Origin of the sequence: Geomonas sp. (assembly GCF_035254065.1) — a bacterium.
In the GTDB taxonomy this organism is placed as follows: domain Bacteria; phylum Desulfobacterota; class Desulfuromonadia; order Geobacterales; family Geobacteraceae; genus Geomonas.
Window position 1 is genome coordinate 1 of record NZ_DATFBA010000306.1, and the last position, 12,218, is coordinate 12,218.

Genomic DNA, 12,218 nt, shown 5'->3' on the forward strand with positions numbered 1-12,218 from the left:
ACCCTGACGCTTTGGTCCGACCGCTACGACCACTACGCGCTGCGCCGGGTGGCGCAGGCGCTCAGGGACGACCTGGAGAAGACCGACAACGTCGCCGAGACGGAGATCAAGGGGGGGCTCAGCCGCGAACTGAAGGTGACCCTGGACGGTCCCAAGCTCTCCTCCTACCGCCTGACGCCGATGGCGGTGATGGGAGCGCTGGAGAAGGGTAACGTGGCTCAGCGGGCCGGCTCCATCTCCACGGGAAACCGTGACTACACGCTGGACGCGGGGAACTTCATCACCGACGCGGCCACCGCCCGCCGGCTGGTGGTGACCGTGAAGGACGGGCGCCCGGTCTACCTGGGGGAGGTGGCCAGCGTCACCGACGGTATCCAGGAGCCCAAGGACTACGTCTTCATGGGGCTCGGCCCCGCCGCGGCCGAGAAGGGGCTCAAGGGTGGGGCGGGCGACTACCCGGCGGTCACCATCTCCATCGCCAAGCGCAAGGGTGCGAACGCAACCTGGGTGGCCGAGGACCTCCTGAAGAGGGTCGAGTTCCAGAAAGGGAAAATCATCCCCTCCGAGATGCAGGTGACGGTCACCAGGAACTACGGCGAGACGGCCAAGGAGAAGAACAACGAGCTCCTCTTCCACATGTTCCTGGCGGCGATCTCGGTCACCATCCTGATCGCGGTCTTCATGGGGTGGCGGGCCGGAGCGGTGGCCGCCATCGCCATCCCGGTGACGCTGGCGCTCACCATGTTCATCTTCAACCGGATCGGCTACACCCTGAACCGCATCACCCTGTTCGCCCTGATCTTCTCGATCGGCATCCTGGTGGACGACGCCATCGTGGTGGTGGAGAACATCCACCGCTACTTCACCACCACCAGGTTGAAGCCGCTGGAGGCCGCCATCCGGGCGGTGGACGAGATCGGCAACCCCACCATGCTGGCGACCCTGGCCGTCATCGGCTCCATCCTCCCGATGGGGTTCGTGGGGGGGCTGATGGGGCCCTACATGCGCCCCATCCCGGTGGGTGCCTCCCTGGCCATGGTCTTCTCGCTGCTGATCGCCTTCATCGTCACCCCCTACTTCGCCTTCCGCTTCATGAAGGGGGAGTCCCACTTCGAAAGCTCGGCGCCACCGGAAGAGAGCTGGATGACCGGCTTCTACCGCCGGGTGATGGGCGCCCTCCTGCACAAGAAGAAGGTCCGCTACGGTTTCCTGACCCTGGTGGTGGTGCTCCTGCTGGCCTCCTGCTCGCTCATCTACTTCAAGGCGGTGACCGTCAAGATGCTCCCCTTCGACAACAAGAGCGAGCTGCAGCTGATCGTGGACGCGCCGGAGGGGACCACCCTGGAGGAAAACGCCCGCATGGTGGCCGAGATGGGGGACGCCCTGCGCAAGGTGCCCGAGGTGACCGATTTCCAGAGCTACGTGGGCTTAAGCTCCCCCTTCAACTTCAACGGCCTGGTCCGCCACTACTACCTGAGGAAGGGGGCCAACGTCTCCGAAATCCAGGTGAACCTGGTCGGCAAGGAGCAACGGCATGACCAGTCCCACGACATCGCCAGACGGATCCGTCCCTCCCTGAAAGCGATCGCCGACCGCTACGGCGCGAGGCTCAAGGTGGCGGAGATCCCGCCGGGTCCGCCGGTCCTCTCCACCCTGGTGGCCGAGGTGTACGGCCCCGATCAGGCCACCCGCGTCGACATCGCCCGCAAGGTGAAGCAGATCTTCGCCTCCACCAAGGGGGTGGTGGACACCGACTGGTACCAGGAGGACGACCAGCCGAGCCTGCGCTTCGAGGTGGACCGGGAAAAGGCCGCCCTCTCCGGGGTGGACGCCGAGCAGGTGGTCAGGACCCTGAAGGTCGCGGTGGGGGGCGCCGACGCCGGCCTCATGCACGCAGTAGCCGAGAAGGAGCCGGTCTACATCAACCTGCGGCTGCCGGTCGGCTCGCGCAGCAACCTCGCCTCGCTCTCCTCAATCTACCTGGCGGGGGCCAAGGGGAACGTGCCGCTCTCCGAGCTGGTCCGGGTGGTGCGCGGGGTGGAAGATAAGTCCCTGTACCGCAAGAACCTCAAGGACGTGGTCTACGTGACCGGCGACGTGGCCGGGGTCATCGAGGCGCCGGTCTACGCCATCCTCAAGATGCAGAAGGAGATTGACGGCCTCAAGCTCCCCGGCGGCTACCGCATCGAGCAGCGCGCGGCGAGCCAGCCCTGGAACGAGGAGCGTCCCGGCATCAAGTGGGACGGCGAGTGGCACATCACCTACGAAGTCTTCCGCGACCTGGGGGCCGCCTTCGCCGCGGTGATGATCCTCATCTACGTGCTGGTGGTGGCCTGGTTCAAGGACTTCACCACCCCGCTGGTGATCATGGCGCCCATCCCGCTCACCCTGATCGGCATCCTCCCCGGGCACGCGCTCATGGGGGCCTTCTTCACCGCCACCAGCATGATCGGCTTCATCGCGCTGGCCGGCATCATCGTCAGGAACTCCATCATCCTGATCGACTTCGCCGAGCTGCGCCGCCGGGAGGGTATGCCGCTGGACGAGGCAATCATCGACGCCGGCGCGGTGCGCTTCCGCCCCATGCTGCTCACCGCGGCGGCGGTGGTGGTGGGGAGCTTCGTGATCCTGTTCGACCCCATCTTCCAGGGGCTGGCACTGGCCATGATGTGCGGCGAGATCGCCTCCACCACCCTCTCCAGGATCACCATCCCGATCCTGTACTACATCGTGGAGTCCTGGAAAGAGAGAAAGCGGGCGGCTGTCAAGTCATAGCCGGATACAAAGATTACCATTGAGAGGAAAGTGACTTTCAGTTTACTATTACACGATCGGCTGATAGAGAATGAACGGCCGATTGCACTACAAGGAGAGCTTCGCATGTTTTGGAGTAAAAAGGCTGTGGCAGAAAAAGAGGAGTGGAGTCTGTCTGAACAGGTCGCGGCACAGGCGGAAAGCTTGTATCGCTCGGGCAAGATGCACTGCGCCGAATCGGTGCTGGCCTCGGTGAAGAATCACTTCGCCCCCGAGATACCGGACGCGGTGGTGCAGATGGCGAACGGCTTCGGCGGCGGCTCCGGTGCCGGCTGCATCTGCGGCGCGGTCTCCGGCGGCACCATGGCGCTCGGCCTGGTGATGGAGGGCGACCGCAGGGCGGTCTCCGCCATGACCAAGGAACTGCACGAGTGGTTCAAGCAGGAGTATCGGGTCACCTGCTGCAAGGTCCTCACCGCCAAGGGCAAAAGCGGCTGCGTCGACCTCACCGCCCGCGTCGCCGGCAAAGTCGCCGAGATGCTGGACGCCAAAAAGAACTAGCGCGGAGGACGCCATGTACATCGACAGACTGTTACGACTCATCGCCGGCACCTTCATTCTGCTTTCCCTGGCGCTCGCCCACTACCACGACCCGCGCTGGCTGTGGTTCACCGCCTTCGTGGGGCTGAACCTCTTCCAGTCCGGCCTCACCAACTGGTGCCCCATGATGACCATCCTGGACAAGCTGGGCGTGCCCAAGCTTCCGCAGAAAACCTGCTGCAAATGAGCGGGCGGATCAGGATACTCTGCGACAACAGTGCCGGCCCCCTCTCCGGGACCCTCGGCGAGCACGGCTTTGCCGCCCTCATCGAGCGCGACGGCGAATCCATCCTCTTCGACACCGGCGGTGGGCTGACCCTTCTGCACAACGCGCAGCGCATGAACGTCGACCTGCGTGCGGTCGGCCAGGTGGTCCTGTCGCACGGCCACTACGACCACACCGGGGGTCTCTGGCCGCTGCTGTCGACCTGCGGCCCCAAGCGGGTCCTCGCCCACCCCGGCGTCTTCACCAAGCGCTACTCGCTGAGGGAGGGGGTCTGCCGTCCGATCGGCATCCCCTTCTCCGAAGATTTCCTGGCCGGACTGGGGGCGAGTTTCTCGCTGGGCGACGCTTTCCGGGAGATCGCGCCCGGCATCTTCCTGACCGGCGAAGTGCCGCGCAGCAGCGGGTTCGAGGAGGGGGATGCCGCCCTCTTCTGCGACCTGGCTGGCTGCGACAGCGACCGGGTCCCCGATGATCAATCACTGGTCATCGTCACCGAGAAGGGGCTCTTGCTCCTGCTCGGCTGCTGCCATGCGGGGGTCATCAACACCCTGGAGCTCGCCCGGCTCAAGACCGGCATCGACCAGGTGTACGGGGTGGTGGGAGGCTGCCACCTGGCCTTCTGCTCGCAGCAGCAGATCGAGGAGACGGTCAAGGCGCTGAAGATCGCCGGCGTCAAGAAGATCTGCGCCGGACACTGCACAGGGTTCCACGCTTCCGCCCGGCTCGCCAGGGAGTTTGGCGGGGGTTTTCGTCCCGCCCATGTCGGCTACACCATCGAGTGCGATTGAAGTTACCCCTTCCCAAAACCCCCGCCCCCTGCCCGCCAAGGAGCTGTTCCCGCTGGTAATCCATCCACGGTTGTGCTAAATACTGGCTATCGGTTTTTACTATAAGGAGGTTGTAGAATGAAGAATGGTCGTAAAATCGCGGTGAGCTTTGTCGCCGTAATGGCGCTGCTCGCCTCGATCTGCTTCGCGGCTGGCACTGTCAACGTCAGCTCGACGCAAGCCAAGGCGATGACTGCGCAGAAAGCCGGCCTCGTGCTGCTTGACGTGCGCACGCCTGAGGAATACCAGCAGGCCCATCTGAAAGGGGCCAAGCTGATCCCCCTCAACGAACTGCCGCAGAGAGTGAACGAGATCCCGCGCGACAAGCCGATTCTCGTCTACTGCGCGGTGGGCAGGCGTTCCCTGAAGGCGGCCGATTTCCTGTCCGCCCAGGGCTACCACGAGGTCTACCAGATCTCCGACGGCCTGATCAGCTGGTACAAGAACGGCTTCCCGCTCGAGCGTCCCGCTCACTGATGAGTCCGGTTGCCGCAGTCACCGCGCTGCGGCAACCACCACCCAATCCCTTCCCTCTCTCCTCAATCCCTTCGACTCTTCCAGCAAATCCTCGGCTCTTCCAGCCACTCACGTGATCCGCGCTGACACCCCGCCTGCTTCGACTGGTGGAGCCGGAGAACGTTTGCCTGTAGAACCCAAATGAATTAAATTAGTCTTCTTTCATCCATCTTGATAACTGGTAAACTTTGCCATTGTGTGCTCCCCTAAAGCTCCCGGGGAGTCCACCCGATAAGCCGGATGGAGAAAGCCTGGTCGGAGGAATGGATGGACACGGGACGCCAACAAAACGCCGAAACGCTGCTGGAGCTGACGGACGCCGGGATCGTACAGCTGGACGGCTCCGGCATCGTGGTGCTGATGAACCGCAGGGCGGAAGAGCTCCTCAAGGTACCCCGCAGTGAGGTGCTGGGGAAGCGGGTGGACATGCTGCCGCTGAGGACCCCCATCTACCGGGTACTGAGCGAGAACTCGGGGGACACGCCGGTGGAGATGAGCATCGACGGCGCCATCCTGCTGGTCCGCTCGGCCATGGTCCCCCTGGTCGGCGGCTGCGGCGAGTTCTTCGAGCTGCGCGACGTCACCGCCGACAAGAAGGAGAAGCGGGACCGCGAGGAGTTCGTGGCCATGATGACCCATGACCTCAAATCGCCGCTCACCGTCATCATGGGGTACGTGCAGGCGCTTTTGGGCGAGGTCCCCGACAAGATCGACCCCTCACTGCAGGTCTTCATCAAGGAGATGGACAAGAGTTCCAAGAAGATGCTCGCCATGATCGAGGACGTGCTGGATGCGTACCGGCTGGAAGCTGGGCTTTTGCAGATCGACCGGCAGCCCTGCAACGTCCAGGCGCTCCTGGAGGGATGCTGCAACGACGGCGCCCGCGAGGCCGTCGTGCACGGCTCAGCCTTCTCCGCCGAGTTGAGCGGCGAAGTCCCCCCGCTCTACCTGGACGGCAAGCAGATCGCCCGGGTGTTCGCCAACCTGATCGGCAACGCGGTGAAGTTCACTCCCAGGCGCGGCGCCATCCGGGTCAGCAGCGGAGTGCAGCAGGATTACCTGGTGGTGGAAGTGGCAGACACCGGCATCGGCATCCCCCCCGAAGAGCTTCCCCGCATCTTCAACAAGTATTTCCGCGCCTCGGGCGCCCAGGGCTTCAAGGGCACCGGGCTCGGCCTCACCATCAGCAAGGCGATCGTGGAGGCACACGGCGGCAGCATCGGCGTGGAGAGCGCCGCCGGCAAGGGGACCCGCTTCTCGGTCTTCCTCCCGCTGGAGCGCCGATGACCGCTAAAGTTTCCCGTTCCTCAGCCGATTAACCACTCATGATACCCGGTGCGCCGCGACCCGACAGCTGCCGCTTCCCGTCCGGCCCAACCGGCGAGCCTGCTCCCGGCCAACGGGCGCACCCTTCAAGGAGGACGACATGGGCAACGTACTGATAGTGGACGATTCGTCGACCATGAGAAAGATCATCTCCCGCAGCCTTCGCCAGGCGGGGCTCCAGGTGGATGACATCTACGAAGCCGGCGACGGCATCGAGGGACTGAGCACCATGGAGGGGAAGAGCATCGACCTCATCCTCTCGGACATCAACATGCCCAACATGGACGGGCTGGAGTTCATCAAGGCGGTCAGGGCCAAAGGGGTCAAGGTTCCCATCGTGATGATCACGACCGAGGGTGGCGAGGACATCCTGAAGGAGGCGCTCTCCAACGGCGCAAGCGACAGCATCAAGAAGCCCTTCACGCCGGACCAGTTGAACGAGAAGCTCGGAGGACTTTTATGATGGCATTGAACCAGCAGATAGCGCAGAGCACCAAGCTGAGCGAGGTGGACCTGGCGGGCTACGTGATCAACGCCACCAAGGAAGTCTTCACCACCATGGTGATGCTGGACCCGCAGGACCAGTACCCGCTCAGCGAGCCGATCACCACCTTCCACTGTTCGGTGACCGGCATGGTCGGCCTGGCGGGCACCTACACGGGGATCCTCTCCATCCACTGCCCCAAGCCGCTGGCCCTGCGCATCACCTCCAACATGCTCGGCATGGACGTCGAGGAGGTCGGCGAGGACGTCAACGACGCGATGGGCGAGATCGCCAACATGCTGGGCGGCTACGTGAAACAGATCCTCTCCAAGGGGGGGCTGGACATCAACCTCTCCATCCCCACCGTGATCGCCGGCGAGGAGTACACCGTCAACTCCATGTCCGACAGCGATTGCGTCATCATCCCCTTCATCGAGGCGAGCGACCGCTTCCTGGTGGGACTCAAGCTGCAGAAAGAAGGTTAGCGGGTAGCCTACGATGTCTGCTTTCGAAAAACTGCAATCGATGCTGGATGCGGCCATGAAACAGGCCGGTGAGGAGAGCAGCATGCTGCTCGGCCAGAACCTCACGGTGGCCGCCTCCGACGTACTGAACACCGACCGCAAGAGCTACCTGGCCGGCGAGGACGGCGCCATCTACGTGGTGGGGGTCGAGTCGCGCGAGGCCTACCCCGGGCGTTTCTACCTGCTCTTCTCGCTGGGGGACGCCATCGTGATGAGCAGCATCCTGCTCGGCATCCCGGGGCCGCGCGTCCAGGAAAAGCGGCGGCTCAGCATCCAGGAACCGGACGACGTGGACGCCTTCGGGGAGATCGCCAACCAGATCATCGGCTCCTTCAACTCCGTCTTCCAGCCCAAGCTCCCCGACAAGGTGCACCTGAAGCTCCTCTCCCCGGTGAAGTACATCCCCGAGGTGGACCTCCTAACGGACCAGATCCCCTTCCCGGACGGCTCCTACCTCATGTACCGCGCCCCCCTGGAGATCACCGGCTACGAGATGAACCGGCTGGACATCATGATCCCGCCGGCGCTCGCCAACCTGTTCGATCCGCAGCCGGAGGAAACTGCCGAGGAAGAGGCGCCCGTCCCGCCGGCCGAGGAAGCAGCCGCGGAGGCGGCGGTGGCCGTGCCTCCCTCGGTGCTGGTGCTTGGCGACGACGAGGTCCGCCAGGAGATCATGGAGGGGCTCGCGCCGGGGGGGTTCCGCCTGGTGGATGCACCGATGGGGGCCGACCTGCCGGCTCTCTTCTCGGCGGGGGACGTCCGGGTGGCGGTAGTCTCGCTCAAGCGCACCTTCGACCGGGACCTCGCCATCTGCAAACGGGTGGTCCCCATGCTCAAGAAGTGCGAGGGGTCCCTGCTGCTCTGCGCCCCCGAGTGGACCCGCAGCGCCGTTTTGAAGGCACTCAAGGCCGGGGCCCGCGACATCCTGATGATGCACCCTCTCGACCTGCGGGAACTCAACCTCAAGGTGGAGAAGCTCGTCCATCCCTAGCCAACCTGAGTCAAAAAAACATCTCCTCCACAGGTTTTTTTGACTGACGCCAGCGGCCTTTACCTGCTCCCGCCTCACCGCAGCACCCCGACCAGCGCCAGGAACCGCCCCAGCCGCGGCTTTCCCGCGCCCGGCCGCCGCGAGACCTGCACGGCACACCTTTTGCCATACCCTTCCCCATGACCTATACGCGGCGTACAGCTTGGCCGGGGCGGCTGCTCCGGCTTCTTCCGGTGCTCCTCGCCTGCGCGCTCCCGATGACCGCGCAGGCCAAGCAGGACAACCGCCTGCGCCGCATCCAGATCCTCCCCCGCCAGGGGACGACCAGCCTGAAGCTGTTCTTCCAGAGCCCGCCGGACTACCGAATCGACCTGCTCCCGGGCCGGCTCCGGCTCACGGTGAAAGACGCCAACGCCCCCGCCTTCAAGAAGCTCCGCTCCTACTCCGATAGCCGGCTCACCGGCATCTTCTGTTACCCCGGCTATGACCGGCTCACCCTGGTCATCCCGGTAAAGGGGGGCCAGCCGGTGGTGCAGACGGTGGGAAGCGCGGACTCTCCGCTGCTCACCCTGGAGGTCGGTCCCTCCCGACAGCCCGCCCAACGCCCGGACATCCTGCCGGGCCGGGAAGGGATCCTGAACGGCACCGAAAAGTTCGTGCGAGACTTCCAGGTTCCCTCCCGTAGCGCCCTCCCCTTCGAGCCGACCGACCTGAAGCTCCTGAAGAGCTTGCTGCCCGCGCAGGAACTGCAGCTCTTCCAGCGGGGAGAGGGGCTCCTCTACCGGCAACAGGGCTCCCAGGCGTTGGAGGTCTTCAACTCCTTCCTGGCCAAGGCTCCTGCGGTGCGCGCGCTCGCCTGGTACCGGCAGGGGGAGGCGCTGGCCCTTCTGGACCGCACCCCGGAGGCGCTGGCCGCCTTCCGCCAGGGAGAGGCGCTCTGGCCGGCCTACCTGGAGCAGGCGCCGGCCACCATGCTGACCTATGCGGAACTGCGGGCCAAAAGCGGCGACTTTGCCGGCGGCCGTGCGCTTTTGAGCCGGCTGATGAACCGCTATGCGGGGACAGCGTACGCGGCTCCTCTTTTGGGGAGACTCGCCCAGATGTACGATTGGCGCGGCGAAAAAGGGGTGGCAGCCGCCATGTACGGCACCCTGGTGGCGCATGCCCCCGGCACCGAAGCGGCCGCCCGGGCCGCCATGAGACTCGCCGACACCGAGATGTTCAACATCCCGCACGAGCGTTACCCCAAGCAGCTGGCGCGCTACCGGGCGGTCTACGACGGGCCGAGCGGGGTTGCCCTGAGAGACGAGGCCCTTTTCAAGATGGCTCTTGTGCAGGCCCTCTACGGTCCCGCCCGCGACGCGCTCGCCGCCTCGATCAGCTACAGCACCCGCTACCCGCGCGGCATCTTCTCAACCGTCATCAACCAGATGCGCGAGGAACTGCTGTTGCCGGTCTACCGTGAGCTGTACGCGGCCCGCGACCAGGCGGGTCTCGTGAAGCTCGCCTGCGACAACCGGGAGTACCTGGAGCGCTGCTTCAGCGATCCGCAGTTCGCCCCCCGGCTCTCCGAGGCCTTTCACCTCCTCGGCCAACTGGGACGCGAAATCGAGCTGTTCGGCTACCTGAGCGACCGCAACTTCACTGCTGCGGCACTCCCCTTCCTGACCGCCACCGTGGTGGAGGATGCCCTCACCCTTGGCAACCTCCCCCTCACCGAATCCACTGCCCGAGGGTTCCTGGCCCGCTTCCCCGGTGACAGTCGCGCGGGGAGGGTGCGCGAGCAACTGGCGCGTCTTTGTTTCGAAAAGGGGGATCTCAAGGAGGTGGCCAGCCTGCTCTCATTGTTGAACGGCAAGGGGGGTAAGGCGGTACTTCCAGAGAGCGACTACTACCTGGGCAAGGCGCTGGCCGCGGCCGGCGACCAGCGGGGCTCGGAGCGGGCCCTGTCACGGTTCGTGGCCAGGGCGCCGGCCGGTTCCCCGCTGCTTATCGACGGCTACTTCTGTATGGCGACCACCAGGGTTGCGCTCCACCATTACCCCGAAGCGCTGGAGGCGTACCGGGAGGGGGCGAAGATCGCCAGCGGCGAGAGTGCGGACCAGTTCCACTACAAGATGGGAGAGCTCTGCCTGAAGCTCAACATGGTCAAGCAGGCGAAGCAGAACTGGGAGCAGGTGGCAAGCCGCGGCGGAGGCGGCACCTGGGCGAAGCTCGCCGGTGAGGCGCTGGAGGATCTCAACTGGCGCCTGAAGATCTCGAGCCAGCTCCCGTAACTTCATCCCCTCTCCCGAAGGGGGAGGGTTAGGGAGGGGGAGCACAGCCGCACCTGCCGAGGCAGTCCCGTGATGCTGGGCAGCGCTCCCCCTACCCAGCGTCACCTCGTTCGGGGGGAGGAGTGTGAGAGGCAAAAGCAATCCCCCCTGTCCCCCCTTTATCAAGGGGGGAACGTTATAGGGGCTGTGTCAACGTCACCTACCTTGTCAAAAAGTTGACCTATCCCTCCTGCCGCAACGGCTGCAGCCGCGGCGGCAGGGGGATGGTACATCTTTTGCTGAAACGTGCTGCAGCATGGAAGGAGGAAAGCTATGTCCATACAGGGACTGTTCGGAACAACGGAAGAGCTGCTGGGGAAGACCCTCGATCTGCGGGCGAGACGCCACGCGCTGATCTCGGGGAACCTGGCGAACGTGGAGACACCGGGTTACACCCCCAGCGACCTTTCCTTCGAGTCGGAGCTGAAGGGAGCGCTGGCCAAGGGGAAGAGCGGCTCGTCCGCGATCACCAATCCCCGCCACATCCCTCTTAAGGGAGGGGGAGGCCGCCTCGCCCTGGAGCAGGTGCAGGGGACCGTGGTGGAAGCCAAGGACGGCAACGGCGGACCGGACGGCAACGGCGTCGAGATGGAGGCCGAGATGTCCAAGATGGCGGAGAACCAGATCATGTACAACGCCTCCATCCAGCTCTTGAGCCGGAAATTCGACATGATGAAGACAGCGATTAAGGGGACTATCTGATATGGACTTCTTCTCTTCGATGGATATCAGCGCCTCGGCGCTCAGCGCGGAACGGACCCGCATGAACCTGATCTCCTCCAACCTCGCCAACGTGAACTCCACCACCAGCGACGAGGGAGGTCCCTACCGCCGAAGGGACGCAGTCTTCACCGCCAGCTCCGCCCCCGGCTCCTTCGGGGCCGCCCTGGGCAAGGCCTCCCAGGCCCGCGGCGTGCAGGTCACCCAGATCCTGCAGGACCAGAACCCGCCCCGGCTGCAGTTCGAGCCCAACAACCCGCAGGCCGACGCCAACGGCTACGTCGCCTATCCGAACATCAACGTGGCTCTCGGCCAGCCGCAGCTACGAAGCCAACATAACCGCCGCCCAGGCCGCCAAGAGCATGGCCCTGAAGACCCTCGATCTGGGTCGCTAGCGGTAAGAGGAGATAACACATGCAGATATCCGCAATCGAAGGGGTCGGGGGAGGGATCTCCCAGGCCTTTCCCGCCAAGGCCACCCAGGGGGCGCAGAACCCTACCACCGGCTTCGGGAAAATGATGGAGGACATGGTCGGCCAGGTGAACGACCTGCAGCAGAAGGCCGACCAGTCGATCCAGGGCCTCGCCACCGGCCAGAGCAAGGGGCTGCATGAGACCATGATCGCGGTCGAGAAGGCGAGCATCTCCTTCCAGTTCCTGACCCAGGTCCGCACCAAGGCGGTGGAGGCCTACCAGGAGATCATGAGGATGCCGGTGTAACCCGACCACCCCGCCGCCCACCTCGCCCTCGGTTCCCCCCTCGCCCTCCATGAGAGGGGATGGGGGTGAGGGAAGCCGGCTTCGAGGAGCCGTAACGAGTTTCACAGCCCTTCGACAGGCTCAGGGCGAACGGCTTTTCGTTTCGCCTTTCCCAGATGGGTACCAGCCGAAAATTGTGGCTTCCCTCACCCCGGCCCTCTCCCGGGGGGAGAGGG

General features: G+C 64.7%; 12 protein-coding genes and 1 pseudogene. All 13 read left to right on the forward strand.

Translation table 11 applies throughout. The features are described 5' to 3' along the window. On the forward strand, nucleotides 1–2,775 hold a 2,775-nt coding region (locus tag VJ604_RS14100; RefSeq protein WP_324083521.1), incomplete at its 5' end, for an efflux RND transporter permease subunit. A gap of 105 nt (nucleotides 2,776–2,880) precedes the next feature. Further along, nucleotides 2,881–3,315 (forward strand): C-GCAxxG-C-C family protein, encoded by a 435-nt coding sequence (locus VJ604_RS14105; RefSeq protein WP_324083523.1) that lies wholly within the window; start codon nucleotides 2,881–2,883, stop codon nucleotides 3,313–3,315. Between the two features lie 13 nt (nucleotides 3,316–3,328). Next, nucleotides 3,329–3,541, forward strand: a complete 213-nt coding sequence (locus VJ604_RS14110; protein ID WP_324083525.1) for a YgaP family membrane protein — start codon at nucleotides 3,329–3,331, stop codon at nucleotides 3,539–3,541. Then, nucleotides 3,538–4,368 carry an MBL fold metallo-hydrolase gene (locus tag VJ604_RS14115; protein WP_324083527.1) on the forward strand — a complete coding sequence of 277 codons (831 nt, stop codon included), beginning with the start codon at nucleotides 3,538–3,540 and terminating at the stop codon, nucleotides 4,366–4,368. Before VJ604_RS14110 ends, VJ604_RS14115 begins: the two co-directional genes overlap by 4 nt. Nucleotides 4,369–4,485: 117 nt before the next feature. Then, nucleotides 4,486–4,884, forward strand: a complete 399-nt coding sequence (locus VJ604_RS14120) for a rhodanese-like domain-containing protein (protein ID WP_324083529.1) — start codon at nucleotides 4,486–4,488, stop codon at nucleotides 4,882–4,884. 306 nt (nucleotides 4,885–5,190) lie between these two features. After that, nucleotides 5,191–6,210: a sensor histidine kinase gene (locus VJ604_RS14125; RefSeq protein ID WP_324083531.1), complete on the forward strand. Its 1,020-nt coding sequence runs from the start codon at nucleotides 5,191–5,193 to the stop codon at nucleotides 6,208–6,210. A 139-nt stretch (nucleotides 6,211–6,349) separates the two neighbouring features. Further along, complete coding sequence (locus tag VJ604_RS14130; RefSeq protein ID WP_324083533.1) at nucleotides 6,350–6,712, forward strand: response regulator; 363 nt, start codon at nucleotides 6,350–6,352, stop codon at nucleotides 6,710–6,712. Further along, nucleotides 6,709–7,218: a chemotaxis protein CheX gene (locus VJ604_RS14135; RefSeq protein WP_414652443.1), complete on the forward strand. Its 510-nt coding sequence runs from the start codon at nucleotides 6,709–6,711 to the stop codon at nucleotides 7,216–7,218. Before VJ604_RS14130 ends, VJ604_RS14135 begins: the two co-directional genes overlap by 4 nt. A 13-nt stretch (nucleotides 7,219–7,231) precedes the next feature. Then, entirely contained in the window at nucleotides 7,232–8,248 is a 1,017-nt protein-coding gene (locus VJ604_RS14140) for a response regulator (protein WP_324083534.1), read from the forward strand. Nucleotides 8,249–8,427: 179 nt separating this feature from the next. Continuing rightward, nucleotides 8,428–10,524, forward strand: a complete 2,097-nt coding sequence (locus tag VJ604_RS14145) for a tetratricopeptide repeat protein (protein ID WP_324083536.1) — start codon at nucleotides 8,428–8,430, stop codon at nucleotides 10,522–10,524. A gap of 312 nt (nucleotides 10,525–10,836) precedes the next feature. After that, entirely contained in the window at nucleotides 10,837–11,265 is a 429-nt protein-coding gene (gene flgB / locus VJ604_RS14150) for a flagellar basal body rod protein FlgB (protein ID WP_324083538.1), read from the forward strand. Nucleotide 11,266: 1 nt separating this feature from the next. Next, nucleotides 11,267–11,678 (forward strand): annotated as a pseudogene (gene flgC, locus VJ604_RS14155) (flagellar basal body rod protein FlgC). A 19-nt stretch (nucleotides 11,679–11,697) separates the two neighbouring features. Beyond that, nucleotides 11,698–12,003 carry a flagellar hook-basal body complex protein FliE gene (fliE, locus tag VJ604_RS14160; protein ID WP_349256688.1) on the forward strand — a complete coding sequence of 102 codons (306 nt, stop codon included), beginning with the start codon at nucleotides 11,698–11,700 and terminating at the stop codon, nucleotides 12,001–12,003. Nucleotides 12,004–12,218: the final 215 nt, after the last annotated feature.